Origin of the sequence: Chryseobacterium fluminis, from assembly GCF_026314945.1 — a bacterium.
Taxonomy (GTDB): Bacteria; Bacteroidota; Bacteroidia; order Flavobacteriales; family Weeksellaceae; genus Chryseobacterium; species Chryseobacterium fluminis.
Genome location: NZ_CP111121.1, coordinates 890,299 through 913,688, shown reverse-complemented (window position 1 = coordinate 913,688; position 23,390 = coordinate 890,299). Strand labels below are relative to the sequence as shown.

Below are 23,390 nucleotides of genomic sequence, written 5' to 3'. Positions count from 1 at the left end.
AATAAAATGAGAAATATTAAAACAATAACTACTATGCTCGGAATGTTTTCAGCGATGATGTTTTCTCAGGAGTTTACCACTTCAGTTACTGCATCAAAAAACAACGGGTTTCCCAAAGTTGATACCAAGGGACATGCATTGTTCAGAGTGCATTTCCCGAAAGCAAATTCAGTGATCCTGGAGGGCGGAGACGGAATGAAAAATATAAAATCGACCACAAAGAAGGAGCAGGATGGCTTCTGGGAAATTTCTGCTGAAGGAATGGAGATTGGATTTCATTACTACTGGTTTAATGTGGATGGCCAGCGTACTAACGATCCGAATTCACAACTCTATTTCGGATACGGCCAGCCCACGAGCGGAATCGAAATCCCGTCAGGTGAAGATTTTTTTCAGGAGAAAAATGTGCGGCACGGGAAAATTGTAAATGACAGTATTTATTCAAAAATTACAGAAAGTAAAAGGAACTTAAAAATTTATCTTCCACCGGGTTACAGGACTAAAAAGTTTCCGGTTTTATACCTTTATCATGGTACCGGAGAAGATATTACCGGTTGGGTAAAACAGGGATATATCAACAATATTCTTGATCATCTTTTTGCAGAAAAAAAAGCACGGGAAATGATTGTGGTGATGGATTACGGCATTGCCCTCAGTTCTGCTGAGGAAAAATTACCGGATAATTATGAAAGAACCGTTATTTCTACTAAAAACCTGGATAAAATTATGGTTGATGAGTTGATTCCATATATAGAAACTAGATATAAAACTAACGGTAAAAGGGCTGTTGCCGGACTGTCCCGCGGAAGCTACCAGGCGATGTACATCGGAGCTGCTCATCCTGAGCTGTTTTCAGCCGTTGGATCCTTCAGTCCTGTTATTTATGAAGGTACACCAGATCATCCTTTTAAAGAACTACCTTTGGATAATGTATTGAAATCAAAACAGAAACCCCTGTTTTTTATCGGAATCGGTGAAAAGGAAGATGCCCGCTTTGTTAAATTTAATCAGACGATCGTTAGTTATCTTTATAAAAATAACTATCCCTATCTTCAGTATACCTCACCCTCTACCTATCATGAATGGCTTACATGGAGAAGATGTCTCTATCAGTTTGCGCAGAAAATTTTTAAATAATCCGGCGTGCATTCAGAAATATAGGCCAATTTAGTTAATTCAGCAATAACGTACCGGAAACCGGACCTGAAGTTCAGAGTTAATGGCCTGAAGATGAGGTTATTCATTTAACTTATTGAAATCAGGCTGTTATATGTGTGCGTAGGCCTTTTAATAATTATATTTGTATAGTTTTAAAAATATGAATTCACCTGATTTAATCGAGCCTGAAGAGTTACTTTCAATCCTTTTTTATTCCCCGAATGCTACTGCGGTCTATACTGGAGCAGACATCAGAATTGTAAGTGCCAACCAGGCCATGCTGAATTTCTGGGGCAAAGACAGATCCGTGGTAGGAAAATTTTTTATCGATGCCATCCCGGAATTGCATGATCAGCCTTTTCTCAGCATGTTAAAAAAGGTTTGGGAAACCGGTGAAACCTATCTGGCGAATGATTATCCTGCCACTCTTGAGATTGAAGGCGTGCTGCAGACCTTTTATTTCGATTTTGAATACAAAGCAATAGTAAATGCCGAAGGTCAGACGATTTACATTCTGCATACCGCCTTTGAAGTTTCGGAGCGGATGCAGTCCCGTAAAATAATTGAAGAAAAATCAAATGCCGAACAGAAGCTGATAGACAATCTCTCTGCACTGAACGAAGAATATATGGCCACCAATGACGACCTGATGGCTAAACATGACGAACTGCTGCTTATAAAAAAAGAGCTGCTCTCTGTAAATCATACATTGGCTGAAAACGAAAAACGATTTAGAATCTTAGTGGAGAAAGCGCCTGTAGCGATGGCCTCATTAAAAGGCGAAGATTTTACGGTGGATATTGTGAATGATATGGTGCTTGCCATCTGGGGAAAAGACAGATCCGTTATCGGTCTTCCTCTGGAAAAAGCATTGCCGGAACTGGAAGGACAGGAATTCATCAGCATTTTACAAAATGTGTATACTACGGGTGAACCATTCTACGGACATGAACTGAAAGCAGTGCTGTCCATTGAAGGTAACATGACCGATCATTATCTTAATTTTGTATATCAGCCTATTCTCGATGAGAATAACCGGACCTCTTCTATTCTTATTGTGGCCAGTGATGTAACAGAGCAGGTGATGGCCAGGGAATCAGTTACTGAAATCAATAATCGTCTCCAGATTGCTCTTGATGCGAGTAGTTTAGGCTCCACAGAAGTGTATCTCCCGACAGGAATCATGCAGAGCAATGCACAGTTTAAAAGGAATTACGGATACGCTCCGGATGAGGAGTTCAATTATCCGGACCTTTTCGAATCCATGCTCCCTGATTACAGGGAAAGTGTCCGGGCACTCGTTCAGGAAGCGATCAGGACGAACGGTGTTTATAAGGCAGAATATCCGGTGAGATGGAGAGATGGCTCCATCCACTGGATCCAGGCCCATGGCCGTCCGCGGTATGATGAAAACGGAGTCGCCAACCGGATGGTGGGTATGACCGCAGATATTACAGACAAAAAGCTTGAAGAACAGCGTAAGGACGATTTTCTGAGTGTAGCGAGCCACGAGCTTAAAACTCCGCTCACTTCTGCGAGAGCTTCAGTGCAGCTTCTGAGTCGCATAAAAGACCGGCCGTATTCATCTACACACCTCAAGCTCATTGATCAGTCACACAGAAGTATAGAAAAAATGTGCAGCCTGGTGGATGACCTGTTGAATATGAGCAGGATGAGCCAGGATCAGCTCATGCTGGAGCCTGTCCATTTTAATGTATATGACCTGCTGAGTAAAAGCTGCAGCCATGTAAGATGGGAAGAAGACTACGAAATGATCTTAATAGGAGACCAAAACCTTGAAGTCTTTGCTGATGAGCACAGAATTGAACAGGTGATTATTAATTTCGTCAATAATGCCATTAAATATGCCCCGGATTCCAAAAAAATTATTTTAAACACGGAGTTTTCCGGCGATTATATCAAAGTATCAGTACAGGATTTCGGGCCCGGTATCGAAGAGCATATCATTCCCCATCTTTTTGACCGCTATTATCGGGCCAACCATCTGGGTAAATCGTATTCCGGCCTCGGTCTGGGATTATACATCTGTTCGGAAATCATCAGAAAGCATTCAGGTGAGATCGGCGCGGAAAGTATCATAGGAGAGGGAAGTACTTTCTGGTTTAAGCTTCCGCATGGAAAGTAATCTTATGGCACACTGATTTTCTTTCCCTGTTCAGGAAAAATATAGTTTATTTTTAAGGGATTATTTTTCAGAAGTTCATTTTTTATCGTCTCAGGATTATTGCCCGTTGGTTTTCTGTGGGTGACAACGATATTCAGTTTTTCAAGATTTCTAAGACCTGTTTTTTCCTTTAGTTTTTGCAGTTCTTCCAACAGCAGGTCAGGCGTTAGATGGCCGAATAATGACTTTTCAGGCTGACTATTGGGGAAAGAAACTTCTATTAAAAGAGTATTGAGCTGTCCTTTCTTAATCAGTGGAGCAATATCGGTCCAGATGTGGTTCAGCCGGTCAGACTTTTCAACCCGGTCAGCACCGGTATCCCCAAAATAAAGCAGGTAATGATGGTCTTTTCTTACAAGAACCGCACTGCTTTTGTAAGGATTCACATGACTGAGTTCATAGGGCTTTAAGAAAAATGAAGTGTTTGTGGCGGCCATTTCTGTTCCTGCCTGGAGCTCATGATAATGATACTTTCCGAGCATGGGTTTCTGTCCCTGATCCGCAAAGTTAATCCAGGTATCCGAGATAAAATAATGATCCTGCAGAATCTGAAGCACCGGTGCAATCGCGTAAATATCCTTTTTGGAATCAGCAGGAGAATTGATGATCATTCCCGAAAGATGATCCAGGTGGCCATGAGAAATAAAATATCCTCTGATCTGGTCTTTCAGAACCGTTTCAGCATTTCCGTTGAGACTTTTTAATTCAATACCTTTTCGTATGCCCGCATTTACCGTTCCTGCATCAAGGCAGAGAAAGGCATTTTCTCCCGGCGTTCCGACAAGATAAGCCGATAAATTATCTTCCTGCTCACCCCCGTAGATTCCCAGAGGAATAACATCAAAATTTTGTGACTGAGAAGCAATTGATAAAAAAACAGCGAATAAAGAAAGTCTTATTTTTTTCATAACAGGTAAAATTAAAAATGAATTTCAGCAGGAATTCAGCGCAAATTTACGTTATTTATCTGATGCTATCTGACTGCATTCGGTGCATTGCTGCTCTTTTATTTTGAAGGAGCAATCTGATTATCCTGGAAAGTCATATTTTTTTGAAGCATTTTCCCGCTTTCTGCTGTATCTTTTTGGTTTCGGGCACATCCTGAGTCCTGAAATTTAATATTTGCTTGGCCCGAAACCAAAAAGGATGTCGCGTCAATCGGGGCTAGGCGGGGCGTTGAGTTCAGAACCTGTCATTGAAAATAAGTACACACGATCTCCATGAAAGAGCAGGATGCTGTACGTTGGTAAAATGTATATTTTTATTTTTGTTAATTGGTTTAATTAAAATAATTCAGGATTTACTGAAAAGACTATGAAATTTCATAATATATCAAAACTCTTCTATACTTCATGTGTTCTTCTTTTTTTTACAGCAAAAGTAAAAAGTCAGGATAAATTTCCGGACGGGACCTTGATTCCGAAATGGTTTAAAGAAAATAAACCTACCAACCTTAATACGTTAGGGAAAAAATACCTTGTTACAGACAACGGCTTGAAAAATGACAGCACTGTTCTTCAGACAAAACAGCTTCAGGCGGTAATCGATCGGGCAGCGCAGAATGGAGGCGGCATCATCGTGATACCCAAAGGAACATTTTTAATAAGCTCGGTGTTTTTTAAACAGGGAACCCATTTGTATCTCGAAAACGGGGCAAAATTAAAAGGAAGCGATGATATCAACGATTTTCCCGTAGTTACAACCCGAATGGAAGGACAAACTGTAAAATATTTTCCGGCTTTAATTAACGCGGACGGATTAGACGGCTTTACCATTTCAGGAAAAGGAACCTTAGACGGAAACGGACTCAGATTCTGGAAATCATTCTGGAAAAGACGAGAATGGAACCCCAAATGTACCAATATGGACGAAATGCGCCCGAGAATCATTTATGTTTCCAATTCCAGAAATGTTCAGATTGAAGGAATTACCGTTAAAAATTCACCATTCTGGAGTACCCACTACTATAAAAGTGATTTCGTAAAACTTTTGAACCTAACCATTTTAGCACCGAAAGAACCCGTAAAAGCACCCAGCACCGATGCGATCGATATCGATGCCTGTACCAATTTCTTAGTCAAAAACTGCTATATGTCTGTGAATGATGACGCCATTGCTTTAAAAGGAGGAAAAGGGCCTAAAGCAGACAGAGCTCCCGAAAATGGAGAAAACAGAAATATTATTATTGAGGACAATACTTTCGGGTTCTGTCATTCTGCATTAACCTGCGGAAGCGAATCCATTCACAATTACAATATCATTTTCAGAAATTCAACGGTAAAAGATGCATCAAGGCTGCTGCATCTGAAAATGAGACCCGACACACCGCAACATTACGAATATATTACGCTTGATAATATCAAAGGTAACGTAAAAACGTTTCTGTACGTAAAAGGATGGAACCAGTTTTTTGATCTGAAAGGCGAAGAAAGACCGAGAACGGGCTTAGCCAATAATGTGGTTTTAAAAAATATAGATATCAGCTGTGAGACGGCATTTTCCGTTGAAAAATCAGAGTTATATGATTTAAAAGATTTCACTTTTGAAAATCTTAACATTAAAGCATTGAAGCCTGAAGTACAGAATCTGAATGCCGTTCAGAATTTAAAGCAAACCAAAGTAAATATTGTCAAAGTAGCTTCCTTAAGCCAGGCATACGATAAAAAAGATGATTCTGACATTGCTGCAAAATAATGAATTTACTATCCAAAATATTCTTTCTCGTATACATAGGTTCACAGATGCTGCAAGCGCAGTCTAAGGAAATTCAATTTCTTAGCGGAAAAGATGCAGAACATACCAAAGAATGGGATTTTTGGATCAGCGGAGGCCGGAAAGCCGGTAAGTGGAGCACCATTAACGTCCCATCTCACTGGGAACAGCAGGGTTTCGGCTCATACAACTATGGCCGGGATTATGTGACGTACGGCCGCAATTTCAGGTTTAATGATGAAACAGGCTTATACAAACATCAGTTTACCGTACCGGATTCCTGGAAACGGAAAAAGATTAGTATCGTCTTCGAAGGTTCGATGACCGATACTGAAGTGAAAATTAACGGGCAATCTGCAGGAGCGATCCATCAGGGTGCTTTTTACGAATTTAAATATGACATTACGGATAAAATAAAATTTGGAAAAAAAAATACCCTCGAAGTCAAAGTTTCCAAAATGTCATCCGATAAATCGGTAAATAATGCAGAACGACTCGCTGATTACTGGATTTTAGGAGGAATTTTCAGACCCGTATATCTTGAAGCAAGCCCACAGGAACATATTTCCTCAACAGCTATTGATGCCAAAGCAGACGGAACGTTCCGGGCAAATATTCATTTGAAGGGAATCAATTCTGCCAATACGGTAAAAGTAGAAATTTTGGATGCCGACAATATAAAGGTCGGTGAATCTCTGATGACCATCAAAAAAGGGGATACCCTGAAGCAGATTCAGCTTTCCGTTAAAAATCCACAGCGCTGGACCGCCGAAACCCCTAATTTATATAAAGCGAGATTTACCTTACATAAAAACAGAAAGATCATCAGTAAAACCGATGAAAAATTCGGGTTCAGAACCATTGAAATCAGAAAAGGGGAAGGGATTTTCATCAATGGAACCAAAGTAAAGATGAAAGGCATCAACCGACATGTCTGGTGGCCCGAAACCGGGCGGGCTGTTACCGCAAATATCGACTTAATGGATGTTCAGCTTATTAAAGAAATGAACATGAATGCCGTTCGGTGCTCCCATTATCCCCCCAATAAATCGTTTTTAAAGATTTGTGATTCTTTGGGATTATATGTTTTGGATGAATTGGCAGGCTGGCAGAAAAAATACAGCACGGAAGTCGGAAAAAAACTTGTGAAAGAGATGGTAATGCGGGATGCTAATCATCCTTCGGTCATTTTCTGGAGCAACGGAAATGAGGGCGGACATAATTTTGATCTCGATGGAGAATTCGCGAAACATGACTTATCCGCACGCCCGGTAATTCATGCCCATCATAAGCCCGGAAATGCTTTCAACGGAATCGACTGCAATCATTACGAAGATTATTACAGTACAAAAAAAATCCTTGAAGGAGAAAATATTTATATGCCCACCGAGTTTTTACACGCTCAGGATGATGGAGGTGGTGGGACTTCACTGGCCGATTACTGGGAACTTCACTGGAATTCCAAAAAAGGGGCGGGAGGTTTCCTCTGGGCCTTTGCCGATGAAGGCCTGGTGCGGACAGATTTTAATAATCAGATCGATGTGAATGCCATTAATGCACCCGACGGAGTTGTGGGACCGCATCGTGAAAAGGAAGGCAGTTTCTATGCCATCCGGGAAATCTACAGCCCTGTCAAAATTGATCTTAAAAAACTGCCTGATGACTTTAAAGGGAATATTCCTGTGGAAAACCGCTATCACTTTACCAATGTAAACGAATGTAAATTTGAATGGAAATTAATGAAGTTTAAAACCCCATTTTCAGCCGATTCCGGCTTTGATATCAATGCAACAGGCAAAATGGTAGCTCCGGACATACATCCTACAGAAAAAGGAATCATACAGCTCAATCTTCCTTTGAACTGGAAAGAGAATGATGCTTTGCTGCTGACCGCAACTGATCCTTCCGGAAAAGAAATCTATACCTGGACCTGGAAAATTTCTTCTAATGATATAATTTCAAAACAGTTTCAGCATACGTTAAATAAGGAATTTCCTGTTTCAGTTTCAGAAAATGATTCTTTATTTATTTTAAAATCAAATGAAAAGGAATTTGCCATCGGGAAAAAGGACGGATTGCTGAAATCAGTTACTGTCGATAAAAAAGGCAAAAAAATGACCTTTAAAAACGGGCCGGTTTTCGTCAACGGGACCATGGAATTATCTTCCGCCCGACTTTTCACAGAAGGAGAAAATCAGTTAATCGAATTGAAGTATAAAAACGGAAACAAAATAATATGGAAACTGAATTCCAACGGAATTTTAGAATTACATTATGAATATTCGATGTCCGGAGATCATCAGTTTTCAGGCGTAAGTTTTGATTATCCGGAGAACTATGTTATCAGCGCAAAATGGCTTGGAAAAGGACCGTATCACGTCTGGAAAAACCGTTGGCAGGGACAGACTTATAATGTGTGGCAGAATCTGAAAAATTCAATACGGACAGGCTCTTCACCGTGGATTTATCCTGAATTTAAAGGCTATTTCGATGATATTTCGTGGCTGCAGCTTGATACCGCTGAAGGAAAAATTACTGTGGGAACCAAAGAAGAAAAAATGTTTGTCAGACTTTTTGATTTTTACGGAATTAACGGAGCAGAAGGGTATCCGAAACTGCCACCGGGAAATATTTCATTCCTGGATGCCATTCCGCCGTTAGGAAATGTCCTCGCATTTAACATTAACGATAAAACCCAATCTTTAGGACCGGAAAGCGAGCCGAATCATCTTGACGGAACTTTTAAAAGAACCCTGTATTTCTATTTCGGTATACCGGAATCGGGTGATGAAAAGAAACAGTTTACCATGCCTGAAGTCAATATTTTAACAGATTAATTATGGGAAAGACGACAGGTTTTTTACTTCTTTTTATCAGTTCGCTGATTTTCGCGCAGCAAACGACTTTCAAATTTGATTTTGGGGGTCACAGAACTGAAAAAGGATTTATTCCGATTAGTCCGGATTCACGATTTGACCCAAAAACAGGATACGGATTTATGGATGTATCCGGTCTTGAATCTGTTGACCGCGGGGGAAATGCATTGACAGGAGATTTTATAACCGGCAAAAAACCTTTTTATTTTTCAGTAGTGCTTCCCGAAGGAAATTATGATATTAAACTGAACCTCGGAGATCCCAAAGGCACTTCCGAGACAACAGTTAGGGTCGAAAACCGCAGGTTGATGTTGAACGATGTTAAAACAAAAGCAGGTGAAGTGATGGAAAAGACAATCACCGTGCACGTAAAAGACAGCATCCTCAGAAATCAGAATGGAGAAAAAATCGGAGTTGTCAAATTAAAGCCGAGAGAAAAAAAATATTTACATTGGGACCGTATGCTGACGATCGAATTCAATGATAAAGCTCCTAAAGTATGCTCAGTAATGATTCAACCCAACAACACCGCAAAAACAATCTATCTGACTGGCGATTCAACGGTAGTGGATGCGCAATATGAACCCTGGGCTTCCTGGGGACAGATGCTGCCTTATTTTTTTGTTTCGAATGAAGTGGTTGTTGCCAATTACGCTGAAAGCGGCGAAACGTTGAAAGCATTTGAAGATCGTCATCGCATCGATAAAATCTGGAACAAATTAAGGCCAGGAGATTATCTGTTGATTCAGTTCGGACACAACGATCAGAAGTATGGAAAAAGTACAAAATCGGGATATGGAAAAAGATTAAAAGAATGGATTCAAAGGGCAAAACAACTGGATGCGATTCCTGTTCTGGTGACCTCAATGAACCGCAGAGTTTTTGATGAAAACAATACAATAGTGAACACGTTGGATGATTTTCCTGATGCGATGAGACAAATTGCAAAAGAAGAAAAGGTTAATTTAATCGATCTTAATGTATTAAGCAAATCACTTTTTGAAGCCATGGGCCCGGAAGGCGCAAAAAAAGCATTCGTATACTATCCCGCAAATACTTATCCGAATCAGCCGGCAGCCCTGGCAGATGATACCCATTTCAATACTTATGGAGCGTACGAACTGGCACAATGTGTCGTAAAATCTATTGTTGATCAAAACCTGTCTCTGAAGAAATACATTTCAAAAAATGATAAGAATTTTAATCCCGATAAACCTGATGATGCTGAAAAATTTCATTGGCCGGAATCTGTTTTTATGGAAGCTTTAAAACCTGATGGAAATTAGATACCGGGAACTTAAAAAAGCAGAACCACGAAGTGGTTCAATACAAATGCCCCGGGCGAAACCCACGGTGTATATAAATAGCATCGGGAAACCGGTAAAATATAAATCGAAGATCATTCGTTTTAAAATCGTCGTTCAAAATGAAAATTAAAAATATAGTCACACTCAGCGTTCTCTGTTTTGCCATCGGAAACCTTTCCGCCCAAAATCCATGGCCGAAATCCACCAATACGGCAAAACCGTGGACACGCTGGTGGTGGATGGGAAGTGCTGTTGACGAAAAAGGTCTGGATAAACAACTGACCGCACTTTCCGGGGCAGGCTTCGGAGGGGTGGAAATTGTTCCGATTTACGGAGCAAAAGGTTATGAAAACCGATACCTCAGCTATCTTTCCCCTGAATGGATGAAGATGCTTCAGTATACCACGGCTAAAGCCAAAAATCTGAACATGGGCGTGGATATGTCTGTAGGTACAGGATGGCCGATCGGAGGTCCACAAGTAAATGAACAGGACGCGGCTACAAAAATGACCGTTCAGCAGTATACCCTGTCAACAGGCCAAAAATTAACGAAAAAAATAGTACTGAAAGACGAAAAACAAAAGAATTTAAAAAACGTAAAACTGGATATTGTAACCGCCTATAATGAGAAAAATGAAGCTTTGGTGTTAACGGATCAAGTTTCTGTTGACGGTTCTCTCCAGTGGAAGCCGGACACGGGCACATGGACCATTTATGCAGTTTTTACAGGTAAAACATTACAAAAAGTAAAACGGGCCGCTCCCGGCGGAGAAGGATATACCCTTGATCATTTCTCGCCTGAAGCCACCAAAGATTATCTGAAAACTTTTGATAAAGCACTCGGAAACTCAAACTACGGAATCCGTTCATTTTTCAACGACAGCTATGAAGTTTATAATGCAGACTGGACTCCCGATTTTAAAGAAGAATTCAGGAAGAGGAGAGGATATGACCTGAGTCCGTACATCAGATATCTGATGACTGATGACGATCATGAAACAACCAGGAGAATAAAATCCGATTATCGCGAGACCATGAGCGAGCTGATTCTGAATAACTTTACCGTTAATTTTACCAAATGGGCCCATTCTAAAAATTCAAAAAATACCAATCAGGCACATGGTTCACCGGGAAATCTGCTGGATTTATATGCTGCCGTCGATATTCCTGAATCCGAAACGTTCGGAAGTACGGTTTTTGATATTCCGGGACTTAAAAGAGACAGCGCAGACATCCAGAAATCCGATACTCCGGATATCAATATGCTGAAATTCGCTTCATCAGCGGCCAATATCACCGGAAAACCATTAATTTCAAACGAGACATTCACCTGGCTTACAGAACACTTTAAAACCTCGTGGTCACAGGCAAAACCAGAAGTGGAGCAGGTTTTTTTATCAGGAATCAATCATGTCTTCTATCACGGGACGACGTATACACCCGCTGATGTACCGTTTCCGGGATGGCTGTTTTATGCTTCCGTAAATTTCGTTCCCGAAAACAGTCTGTGGCCCCATTTGAAAGGTCTCAACTCTTATATTGAAAGAACGCAGTCTGTGCTGCAAAACAGTAAATCAGACAATGAGATCCTGATGTACTGGCCTGTTTATGACCAGTGGGCAAGTCCGAAAGGAAAAGATATGGCTTTTAAAATTCACAATATCGAAAAGTGGCTGCATCCGACTCCATTCTATGAAAACCTGACGAAATTAGGAAAAACAGGCTATTCTATCGATATGATTTCAGATCACATGATTTCTGAATCCGGGGTTGAAAGCCAGAAAATCAAGACGGCAAAAGGGGTTTCATATCAGGTTTTAATTATTCCTGCACTTACCTATTTGCCAGATTCTACCCTGAATAATATTTTAGAATTAGCTAAAAACGGTGCATCAATCATCTTTCAGACTGAGCCGAAAGATATTCCGGGATATTTCGAAGCAGAGAAAAAAAGAAATCACATGAAATCTTTATGGCATTCGATTCCCTTTATCCAACAAGGAACTTTAAAAGCGGCAACATTCGGAAAAGGAAAAATCGTTTTGAGTTCAGATGTTGAAAAAGGACTGGAATATGTAAAGATAGAAAGAGAAAGATTAACAGATACCGGACTGAAATTTATCAGGAGGCAGTTTGAAGACGGAAAATACTATTATATCGTCAATCATACTTCAAAAAACATTAACCAATTAATTCCACTAAATTTTACAGGAAAGCAGGTCGTCCTGATGAATCCTGAGAACGGAGATTCCGGCATGGCGGAAGTTAGAGGAAATACCGTCAGGCTTCAGTTGAAATCGGGAGAATCTGTGATCGTAAGGGCCTCAGAAAACAAGGATTCTTCCCTCTCAAAGTGGAAATACCTGGAAAAAACAGGCAAACCGGTGATATTAAACCAACCCTGGCAGCTCACCTTTAAAGAAGGCGGTCCGGAAATTCCGAAATCCCGGACTTTAAAGAAGCCTGAGCCCTGGACAAATTTCTCCAATGATTTATCAGCGCAAAGCTTTTCCGGAACAGGAACCTACTCATCAACAGTCAGTATAAAAAATAAGAATGCGGATGATTATACTTTAAAATTTGATAAAGTATATGAGAGTGTGAAAGTGATAATTAATGGCCAGGATGCTGGGATTGTCTGGAGTATTCCGTTTGAATTGAATATCGGAAAATATCTGAAAAAAGGAAAAAATACCATTCAGGTTGAAGTCTGTAATCTCATGGCAAACAGAATCCGGTACATGGATCAGCATAAGATCCAGTGGAGGAACTACCACGAAATTAACTTTGTTAATATCGATTATAAGCCTTTTGATGCATCCAACTGGAAAGTACAGCCTTCAGGATTGGATGGTGAAATCCGGATAATACCAATCTATTATTCAAAATAATATTAATGAGTCACCGTGTAGGGCTGAGCTTTTCGAAGCCTTAGTAAAAATGCAGGTAAGTATAGATAATGGATAAAAAAATATACTCTTTAAAAAGAATAATCGCAGCCTACGTTTAAGAAAATAGTCAGTTAAAAGAAATAAATAAAATATGAAACAATACCTGTTAAAAATATTCACAGCAGGAATGCTGATAACATTCGGAGTATCCAATGCCCAAAATAAGCCAAAAGTCGTGTTAGATCATTTTTTCAACAACGAAAAAAAGGAAAACAAGGAAACCAAAGTGCTGGAACCGTGGCATTACACGTGGAACGACACCAGCAACGGCGGCTTTTCTTTACTGGGGGAAATCTTCACAAAGCAAGGTGCCGAAATCAGCATGCTAACAAAAGATCCTTCAAAAAAAGACTTAAAAAATGCGAATATTTACATCATTGTGGATGCAGATACAGACAAGGAAGCCTATGGCGGAAAAGCCAATCTGATCGATCCCACAACGATCGGAAATCTGGAAGAATGGGTGAAAAAAGGAGGGGTCCTGGTCCTGATGAGCAATGATAACGGCAACTCCGAATTCGAACATTTTAATAAGCTCGCCGAAAAATTCGGAATCCACTTTAATGACGACAGTATCAACCGGGTGAAAGGCCGGGAATTCGAACAGGGTAAAGTGATGGTTGAAGAAGGAAATCCAGTGTTTTCAGCTCAGAAATTATACATGAAAGAAGTAAGCACCATTGAAGCACAGTCTCCGGCCAAAGCTTTTTTATCGGCAGAGGGCAGAAATATCGGGGCTGTTGCAAAAGTGGGAAAAGGTACCGTCTTCGCATTAGGAGACCCGTGGTGTTACAACGAATATATCGACGGAAAAAAATTACCCGCTGATTTTACCAATTACCAGGGAACTGAAGAATGGGTCAAGTGGTTGTTAAAACAGGTAAAATAAACTGAACTCGTGCAATCGATTGAATATTTGTTAAAAACTCAATTAAAATTCAGTTTTCATTGACAATGATGATTTAGAATTTAACTTAAATCCTTGTCAAGGTTCAAAACCTTGACAAGGATTGCAATCAACAGGAACTGGCTTTAGCCCTTTTAAGAAAGATGAGTCCAAATTCGGCTTTAGGCAATGCATAAAAATAATAGTTATTAAGTTAGAATTATGAAAATCAAGTACATTTTTATTACCACGGCAATCTTTCTTTCGCAAACAGGTTTCGCCCAAAGACAGATGGAATATCTCAAAAGAGGCGTTGTTGCAATGCCCGCAGAATCAGGGGTTTTTGTTAGCTGGCGTCTTTTGGGAACAGAAGCCCGGAATACGCAGTTTGATGTATACCGCACGGAAAATAATTCTACTGTAAAATTGAATTCAAAGCCATTGCTTAACGAAACCAATTTTTTAGATAAAACCGCAGACAAAGCAAAAAATTACACCTATTTTGTTAAATCCAATACCCGGGATCAGAGTGTTAACCGTGATTCTGCTCAATATACAGCCAATCAGAAACCCTATTTTTCAATCCCTCTGAAAACGCCTGCAGGATATACACCAAATGATGTTTCAGTTGCCGATCTTGATGGTGACGGGGATTATGAAATCATCCTTCACCAAACAGGAAAGTCTCGCGATAACAGCCAGAAAGGCATGACCGATCCTCCCATTATTCAGGCTTACAAGATGAACGGAACGTTTCTGTGGGAAATTAATTTAGGAAGAAATATCAGGGAAGGAGCCCATTATACACAATTTTTGGTCTATGATCTGGATCAGGACGGAAAAGCCGAAGTGGTGATGAAAACGGCAGACGGAAGCAGGGACGGAACGGGTAAAATAATCGGGGATGCCACAAAAAATGAGGTAAATGAAAATGGGTTTATCCTCTCGGGACAGGAATATCTCACGGTTTTTGACGGACAGACCGGAGCGGAAATCAATACGGTAAATTATCAGGTTCCAAGATTTGCAGGCAGCTTAAATCCAACGGATCAACAAATGACGGAAACCTGGGGCGATGCCAAAGGAAACCGGATCGACCGTTTTTTGGGGGCTGTGGCTTACCTGGACGGAAAAACGCCCAGTGTAATTATGTCCAGAGGCTACTACACCAGAACGGCCATTGCGGCCTGGGATTTTAAAGATAAAAAGCTCAGCCTCCGATGGTTATTCGATACCGAAAGTTCAGAAGAAAATAAAAAGTACAGAGGACAGGGCAATCATAACCTGAGTATTGCTGATGTCGATAACGACGGAAAAGACGAAATTGTATTCGGTGCCATGACGGTGGATGATGACGGAAAAATACTGAACAGCACAGGGTACGGCCACGGCGATGCGCTGCATGTAGGAGATCTCGACCCTTCCAATCCGGGATTGGAAATTTTTGATATTCAGGAAAGGTTTGATGATGCAGGAGCCCATTTCAGGGATGGGAAAAGTGGAAAAGTATTATGGAAATTACCCTCCCTGGAATACAGCTCAAAAAGCAAATTTCAGGGTCCGGGAAGAGGCTTGTCTCTAAATATAGATCCTCGCTATGAAGGTTCAGAATGTTGGGCCGCGGGAGCCGGGATCAAAGGACTTTACGATGCCAAAGGGAATAAAATAGGCGATAAAAGTCCGGCCTGCAATATGGGAATTTACTGGGATGGAGACTTTTTAAGTGAAATTCTGGATGGAACGTCTGTTTCAAAGTGGGACTGGAAAAACTCGAAATCAACCCTTATTTTTGATGCTAAAGATTTTAATTGTGAATCCAATAACGGAACAAAAAAAAACCCGTCTCTGGTAGCCGATTTATTTGGAGACTGGCGTGAAGAGCTTATTTACAGAACATCGGATAATCAGGAACTTCGCATTTTCAGTTCTGCGATACCTACGAAACACCGCTTATATACCTTAATGCACAATCCTCAGTACCGGTTAAGTATTGTCTGGCAAAATGTAGGGTACAATCAGCCACCGCACACCGATTATTATCTGGATGAATCGGTGAAAGAAGTTCCAAAACCACCTATTTTCACCATAAATCCTGAAAAATAAATATGAAAATTAAAATTGCTTTTCCGCTTGTAATTCTGATTCTGTTTTTTGGAGTTTCATTTCAAAAACCTCAGCATAAACCTGTCCTCTACATGATCGGAGATTCTACGGTGCAGAACGGTTCAGGAAAAGGATCAGATTCGCTCTGGGGCTGGGGAAGCTTTATCGGTTTATATATAAATTCAGATAAAATCGACATCCGGAATCACGCGAAAGGCGGAAGAAGCAGCCGGACATTTTTAACGGAAGGCCGGTGGGATTCGATTATGAAAACCCTAAAAAAAGGGGATTACGTCCTGATGCAGTTCGGCCATAATGACGAGGGAGAACTGGCAGATACATTGAGAGCGAGAGGTTCGATCAAAGGCATTGGGGAAGAAACAAAAGAAATATATAACCCGATCCGGAAAATAAATGAAACAGTGTATACCTATGGACATTACATGAGAAAATATGTTGATGACACGAAAGCCAAAGGAGCGATTCCCATCATTCTTTCTCCGGTTCCGAGAAATAATTTTAATAAAGACGGGAAGATTGAAAAGGATAAATACGGCGTTTGGGCAAATGAAGTCTCCAAACAAACCGGAACTTATTTTATTGATTTAAATGCGACGGTCATCAAAGAATATGAAGCTATGGGTCCTGAAAAAGTAAAAGAATTCTTCCCGAAAGATCATACGCATACCAACAGACAGGGAGCTGTTCTCAATGCAGAGTCCGTCATAAAAGGAATCAGAACACTGAAAAGTTGCGGACTGAGAAAATATATTAAATAAGCGTTTATAATATAACGTTAATTCCAGCAGAAAATAAAAAATTAAATATTTACGAATGAAAAAACTATTAACAGCCAGCTTTTTTGCTCTAATGATAGGAAGTGCTTCTTCCTGCTCGGCTCAAAAACAAAAAACGGCGCTTCCGGATAAAAAGGAAGTCCTGGAAGTAGCAGAACGGACGAACCGTTATTTTATGAATAAATGGCCGGACGCAGGAAAAGAAATCGTAGGAAAGAAAGTGTGGCCCAGTAACCTGTGGACCCGTGCAGTCTATTATGAAGGATTAATGGCTTTATATAAAGTAGATCCTAAAAAAGAATACTACGACTATGCCATGGAGTGGTCGCAAAAGCATAACTGGGATATGATGCGTGGTACTTATACCCGGAACGCCGATCACCAGGCCTGCGGACAGACGTATATTGACCTTTATGAAATAGACGGTAAAAAGAATCCGGAAAGAATAAAATTCGTGAAGGCCTCGGTAGACAGCATGATGGCTACCACAAAGGTAGATGACTGGTGGTGGATTGATGCGTTGCAGATGAGCATGCCCATTTTTACCAAGCTGGGAAGAATTACCGGTGATAAAAAGTATTTCAATAGAAATTATGAAATGTATGCATATACCAAATACAAACATGGCGGAAATGGGCTTTATAATGCGAAAGACAAGCTTTGGTGGCGGGATAAAAGCTTCGTGCCGCCATATAAAGAGCCGAATGGTGAAGACTGCTACTGGAGCCGTGGGAATGGCTGGGTTGTAGCAGCCCTGGCACGTACATTAGATGATACTCCGAAATCAGATCCTCACTATAAAGAATATCTTCAGGATTATAAAGACCTGCTGTCGGCACTGCTTCCGATCCAGAGACAAGATGGTTTCTGGAACGTAAGTTTACACGATCCAACCAATTTTGGCGGAAAAGAAACCACGGGAACGGCTTTATTTGTATACGGAATGGCGTACGGGATTAATAAAGGTCTGATTGATAAAAAAACATATTTACCGGTTGTAATCAAAGCATGGAATGCTATAGTAAAAGATTCCGTGCAGCCGAATGGCTTTTTGGGATGGGTTCAGGGTACAGGAAAAGAACCCAAAGACGGTCAGCCACTTTCTGTAAACAAAGAACCTGATTTTGAAGATTATGGCCTGGGTTGCGTTTTGCTTGCTGCAAGCGAGGTCTATCAGTTAAAATAAATAATAAAAATCTGTTTGGTTCTATAAAAGATAATCTGTGAATTCAAATAGGATAGAATAAATCATCGATCTGATACTTCAAACCTAACGGGTTTCTAAAACCCGTTAGGTTTTTTAATAGCCGATATTCAACGAGGTTCTCATGTTTAGTATAGGAATTCAAAAGGACAGCATATATTCTGAAACAGGCTAGGATATATGGTAAAACATCAATAAGGCTTTATCCAAATATAAAAACGGGTCAATCATTCCTCGTCTATTAAATCTTGCGATAAATAATGCTCTTCAAACCTAACGGGTTTTCAAAACCCGTTAGGTTTTTTAATAAACCATATTTTACAGGGAGAGGCTGAAGGCCGACTAATTATATTTAATTCAATAAAGCTTTAGCCGAACATAAAGACGGATCAATCATTCCTCGTTTATTAAATCTTGCGATAAATAATGCTCTTCAAACCTAACAGGTTTCTAAAACCCGTTAGGTTTTTTTATAATTTCATGTCGTAACCCGGTTTTTATAAGGACAGACTATTAAAAATGTAAACTATTTTCTAAACAATTATTCTGAAAACGGATATTTACGCTCACGAAAATCCTTTCAATAAATTTAGAATACTGAAAATCTTTACATTAAAAAACTGACCAACTCAAAATAAAAATTATTTATCTGCTATTACCGATATCCGGAAAAAACCTTAGTTTTATTACCGAAATGAACAAAATAAAATATTGGGCATGACACTACCAGATGCGCAATCGATTCCATAGTGTTAATTTTCAAATTCAATCATAAGACAAAAGTATGAACGCATTATTAGGAGTTTTTTTCCATTTCCTAGGAGGTTTTTCCTCGGGAAGTTTTTATCTGCCATATAAAAAAGTTAAAGGCTGGTCTTGGGAAACCTATTGGCTGATCGGAGGGATTGTTTCCTGGATTATTGTACCGCCATTGGCTGCCTTTTTAACGATCCCGAATTTCTGGGAAATTATTCAGAACGAAAGCTCATCGATATTAGGACTTACATTTTTGTTTGGTGCCTTGTGGGGGATCGGAGGTTTCACCTATGGTTTGGGCGTTCGGTATCTCGGTGTGGCATTGGGGAGCAGTATTATTCTGGGACTTTGTATGGTGTTCGGATCCCTGGTACCCTCCATCTACTACGAATTTTCTCCGCAATCAGGAAAAGACAATATCGGCCTGATGTTTTCCAGCCAATGGGGACAGTTTGTTCTACTGGGACTTCTCGTCTGTGTGATCGGAATTGTCATCAGTGGAAAAGCAGGTATGATGAAGGAAAAAGAATTGAAGACCAATTCTTTGGATCCCCACGGAACAGAGGTGAAAACAGAATATAAATTCGGTTTAGGATTAATAGTTTCTATCATTTCAGGTGTTTTGAGTGCCTGTTTCAATTTCGGACTGGAAGCCGGAAAACCTATGGCTGCAGTAGCCAATGAAGCGTGGAAGCTGACGCACACGGGACAGGGAGAATTTCTTTTTCAGAATAATGTTACCTATGTCGTAGTTCTATGGGGCGGAATGGCAACCAATCTCATCGGTTGTCTCTATCTCTCAGTGAAAAACAAGTCGTACACCGATTATAAGAAAAAAAATGTTCCTGTATTCACTAATATTATTTTCTGTGCGTTGGCCGGAACGATGTGGTTTTTACAGTTTTTCTTCTATGGCATGGGAGAAAGTAAAATGGGAAATGGACCAAGCTCATGGATCCTGCACATGGCATTTATTATCTTAATCGCCAATTTGTGGGGCGTTATTATCAAAGAATGGAAAGGCGTTTCGAAAAAAACTATTTCTACCATTGTCGTAGGGATGGCCGTGATGTTTATTTCTATTCTGATCGTAGGGTATGGAAACTCTCTCCGATAGAAATTCACATTTATTTCATTCATATAGTTTCAGAGTTAGAATTTTAACTCACCCAAAGGCGCTGATCTCTTTCAGTGGCCTTTTTTGTATTAATAAGGAAATGAGCTTTTCCTTGATTTTTAATAAATCAAAAATAATATCCTAAAATTAGAGTTATTTTTATTTTTTATTTCAAATATGGTCTCTATTTATGTTAAATTATGAATATTCATAGGCAGGATATTGCAGGATGCCGGAATTTCTTTAACAGTGTACATTGGCTCCATAATAATCGAATGTTACTAAAACTTAATATATGTCTTTAAAAATTACAAATAGGAATTTAAAGCCATTAATTGCCCCTTTATTTCTGCTTGCATCTGGTTTTGTCTTTGGACAAACACAAATTAAAGATACTGCAAAAACAGGAACGAAAGAGATCGATGAGGTGGTGGTTATCGGCTATGGGAAAGTAAAGAAATCTGATCTTACAGGTTCCGTATCTTCCGTTTCTGCAAAAGAACTGGCTGCCACACCGGCGATGAATGCCTTGCAGGCGTTACAGGGAAGAGCGGCAGGTCTGAATATCGTTACGGCAGGCGGTGCTCCCGGAGCTACGGCAAACGTCACGGTAAGGGGAGGCTCTTCCATCACCCAGAGTTCGGATCCGCTTTATATTGTAGATGGTTTCCAGCTGGATAACGCATTGAATGTAATTAATCCTAACGATATTGAAAGTATCGATATTCTCAAAGGTGCTTCCGCCATTGCCATTTACGGAGCCCGTGGCTCAAACGGAATTATTGTAATTAAAACCAAAAGCGGGAAAAAAGGAAGAACGATTATCAATTACAATACTTTCATGTCATTCGACATGCTTTCCAAAAAACTGGATATGGTTTCCAATTCAGAACAGTTTGTAAAATACCAGTACGAGCTGGCACAGCTGCAGGGAAAAACAACACAGTGGAGTAACGCTTTTGATAATAGCCTGGGAACGGATATCCCTGGATTCTATGCAGGAGCATACCAGAGAATAGCAGACCGCTACGGATCCGCGTATGCCTTAGACTGGCAGGAACAGATGCTGGGCGGAACCGGGGTGACGCAGAATCACAACGTTAATGTCTCTGCAGGAAATGACAAGACACAGGCATTCATCAGTTATAATTATAATAAGCAGGAAGGACTTCTCCAGAATTACAGCGAAACAAGAAACTCATTACGTGCCAATATCAATTCAGAATTATATAAAGGCGTAAGAGTAGACTTCAATACCATGTTTACCAATAATTCTGTAAACGGCGGAGGGTCTTATTCCGGAATGAAAAAGATCCTTCTTCAGCCTATTAACGGGGGAACACTATTTACACAGGATCAACTGTTCAATACGCAGACCTTTCCTGATTATTCAGCCCTGGATTCCGGATTTGACACAGAAAATCCATTCATAGAAACCCAGGCGTCAACATCCAACAAACGCACCCGGACATTCGTAGCCAATGCAGGGATCGAATTTGATTTCCTGAAAAACTTTACCTGGAGAACAGCTGGACAGTACAGCTGGATCAACAGCAAGTCTACTTCATTTTCAGACCAGAATTCAAGAGCCTTCCTTACGGATCCTGTAAATACAGGAATCAACGGGAATATAGCCAATGCAGAAACGTTCCGGTACCAGATTACCAATACATTAACGTACAATAAAACGTTCGGGGAAAAACATAAAATAAATGCTCTACTCGGAAACGAAATATGGTACGAAGAGTCAGAAGGAAGCAGCATGAGACTTACCCGATTTCCTTATCCTAACTTCGGACTGGATGATATCGCAAATGCTACCGTTGCCGATAAAAATACAGACCGATCCAGCAACAGCTTGCTTTCCTATTTTGCCCGTGCCAATTATAACTATGACAACCGTTATTTAATTACGGCAACCATACGTGCGGACGGTTCTTCAAAATTTGCAGAAGGCTCACGCTGGGGATACTTTCCGTCAGTCGCAGGAGCATGGCGTGTTTCACAGGAAAGTTTCTGGCAGGATCACAAGATCAATAAAATTGTCAACGATTTTAAATTCAGGATAGAATACGGGGTTACGGGAAACAATGGTGTTTCGAATAATTTATGGAGAACCAATGTTTTGCTTACCGATTATCCGATGAATAATACACAGGGACTGCCTGCCTACGTTACCGGTACAAACTGGGGGAACCGTCCTCTTCAGTGGGAGGAACTCAGAACCACCAATATCGGGGTAGACCTCGCATTTTTTAACAACAGGATCAAGCTGACTTCCGAATGGTATTACAACAATGTCAGCAAAATGCTGTTTGAAAGTCTTCTTCCTGTTTCTACAGGATATTCGAGACAGTACCAGAATATCGGTTCTATGAGAAACAGAGGGATGGAATTTACGCTGAATACGGTAAATATCAAATCCGAAAATTTCAGATGGACGACCGATCTCAATATCTCATTCAACAAATCTAAAGTTCTCTCTCTTGAAAACGGACAGCTGAACAAAACATTCAGTGTCGGAGGAAGCAGGACGGGAATGGTAACGTATTATGCGACCGTAGGACAGGAATTGGGAGATATGTACGGATATGTTTATCAGGGCGTGTACACCACCGATGATTTTACCCAGAATCCGGACGGATCATTAAGTTTAAAAGCAGGGGTCGTAAAACCTTCTTCGGGAACCCCTAAACCCGGGGATATGAAATTTGCTGCTGACAATGAAGCCGGAGATCAGTTCACCAGAAAAATGCAGAAAATAGGAAACGGAACTCCCGACTTTTTCGGAGGAATCAGCAATAATTTCTCTTACAAAGGTTTTGATCTAGCCGTATTTATGAAGTTCAGCGTGGGTAATGATATTTATAATGCTACCAAGCAAAGTTTAAGTCCGTATGCCATGTTCCAGAATGTACCATCAGAATTCGGAAACAATTACTATCATTTAATAGATCCGAATACCGGGCAGGCCACTACAAACCTGGTAAGATTAAAAGAATTAAATCCAAACGAAGGATCAAGCCTTTGGAGTTTAAGCAATACCAACACGGCGAATATCGCTTATCCTTCATCATATTACGTAGAAGACGGCTCTTTTCTGAGGATTTCACAGGTTACCCTGGGATATTCTCTTCCTAAAGACTTTTTAAATAAAGTAATGTTAACCAACGCACGGATCTATTTTACAATTAATAATTTAGCAACCATTACGGGATATTCAGGGTATGATCCGGAAGTTGCGGCTGCAAGCGGTGTAACGGTAACTCCCGGGTACGACAGCTCTACTTTTCCCCGCTCAAGAAGCTATGTGCTTGGTCTTAACTTAACTTTTTAAC

General features: G+C 40.3%; 13 protein-coding genes. 12 read left to right on the top strand and 1 reads right to left on the bottom strand.

Going from position 1 to position 23,390, the window contains the following annotated elements:
* Nucleotides 1-6 precede the first annotated feature (6 nt).
* Together ODZ84_RS04155 and ODZ84_RS04150 are read left to right on the top strand one after the other, a co-directional pair.
* A complete protein-coding gene (locus tag ODZ84_RS04155; protein WP_266175747.1) occupies nucleotides 7-1,137 on the top strand; it encodes an alpha/beta hydrolase-fold protein in 1,131 nt (376 codons plus the stop codon).
* Between the two features lie 181 nt (nucleotides 1,138-1,318).
* On the top strand, nucleotides 1,319-3,304 hold the full coding sequence (locus ODZ84_RS04150; protein WP_266175746.1) for a PAS domain-containing sensor histidine kinase: 1,986 nt from the start codon (nucleotides 1,319-1,321) through the stop codon (nucleotides 3,302-3,304).
* Between the two features lie 2 nt (nucleotides 3,305-3,306).
* Here ODZ84_RS04150 and ODZ84_RS04145 read toward each other — a convergent pair whose 3' ends face one another.
* On the bottom strand, nucleotides 3,307-4,251 hold the full coding sequence (locus ODZ84_RS04145) for an MBL fold metallo-hydrolase (protein WP_266175745.1): 945 nt from the start codon (nucleotides 4,249-4,251) through the stop codon (nucleotides 3,307-3,309).
* Between the two features lie 406 nt (nucleotides 4,252-4,657).
* Between ODZ84_RS04145 and ODZ84_RS04140 the strand changes: the two genes are divergently transcribed.
* The 10 genes from ODZ84_RS04140 to ODZ84_RS04095 all read left to right on the top strand — a co-directional run bounded on the left by ODZ84_RS04140 (nucleotide 4,658) and on the right by ODZ84_RS04095 (nucleotide 23,389).
* Nucleotides 4,658-6,037 carry a rhamnogalacturonidase gene (locus ODZ84_RS04140; RefSeq protein WP_266175744.1) on the top strand — a complete coding sequence of 460 codons (1,380 nt, stop codon included), beginning with the start codon at nucleotides 4,658-4,660 and terminating at the stop codon, nucleotides 6,035-6,037.
* Nucleotides 6,037-8,892, top strand: a complete 2,856-nt coding sequence (locus ODZ84_RS04135; protein WP_266175743.1) for a glycoside hydrolase family 2 protein — start codon at nucleotides 6,037-6,039, stop codon at nucleotides 8,890-8,892. Before ODZ84_RS04140 ends, ODZ84_RS04135 begins: the two co-directional genes overlap by 1 nt.
* Before the next feature lie 2 nt (nucleotides 8,893-8,894).
* On the top strand, nucleotides 8,895-10,217 hold the full coding sequence (locus ODZ84_RS04130; protein WP_266175742.1) for a rhamnogalacturonan acetylesterase: 1,323 nt from the start codon (nucleotides 8,895-8,897) through the stop codon (nucleotides 10,215-10,217).
* Nucleotides 10,218-10,357: 140 nt separating this feature from the next.
* Nucleotides 10,358-13,129, top strand: coding sequence for a glycosyl hydrolase (locus ODZ84_RS04125; protein ID WP_266175741.1), 2,772 nt, complete (start codon nucleotides 10,358-10,360; stop codon nucleotides 13,127-13,129).
* A gap of 151 nt (nucleotides 13,130-13,280) precedes the next feature.
* Nucleotides 13,281-14,078 carry a DUF4350 domain-containing protein gene (locus tag ODZ84_RS04120; RefSeq protein WP_266175740.1) on the top strand — a complete coding sequence of 266 codons (798 nt, stop codon included), beginning with the start codon at nucleotides 13,281-13,283 and terminating at the stop codon, nucleotides 14,076-14,078.
* A 219-nt stretch (nucleotides 14,079-14,297) separates the two neighbouring features.
* Entirely contained in the window at nucleotides 14,298-16,178 is a 1,881-nt protein-coding gene (locus ODZ84_RS04115) for a rhamnogalacturonan lyase (RefSeq protein WP_266175739.1), read from the top strand.
* A 2-nt stretch (nucleotides 16,179-16,180) separates the two neighbouring features.
* Entirely contained in the window at nucleotides 16,181-16,957 is a 777-nt protein-coding gene (locus ODZ84_RS04110; protein WP_266175738.1) for a rhamnogalacturonan acetylesterase, read from the top strand.
* A 55-nt stretch (nucleotides 16,958-17,012) separates the two neighbouring features.
* Nucleotides 17,013-18,161, top strand: coding sequence for a glycoside hydrolase family 88/105 protein (locus ODZ84_RS04105; RefSeq protein WP_266175737.1), 1,149 nt, complete (start codon nucleotides 17,013-17,015; stop codon nucleotides 18,159-18,161).
* 802 nt (nucleotides 18,162-18,963) lie between these two features.
* Nucleotides 18,964-20,052 carry an L-rhamnose/proton symporter RhaT gene (gene rhaT / locus ODZ84_RS04100; protein WP_266175736.1) on the top strand — a complete coding sequence of 363 codons (1,089 nt, stop codon included), beginning with the start codon at nucleotides 18,964-18,966 and terminating at the stop codon, nucleotides 20,050-20,052.
* Between the two features lie 295 nt (nucleotides 20,053-20,347).
* On the top strand, nucleotides 20,348-23,389 hold the full coding sequence (locus ODZ84_RS04095; protein WP_266175735.1) for a SusC/RagA family TonB-linked outer membrane protein: 3,042 nt from the start codon (nucleotides 20,348-20,350) through the stop codon (nucleotides 23,387-23,389).
* The last annotated feature ends 1 nt before the right edge of the window (nucleotide 23,390 follow it).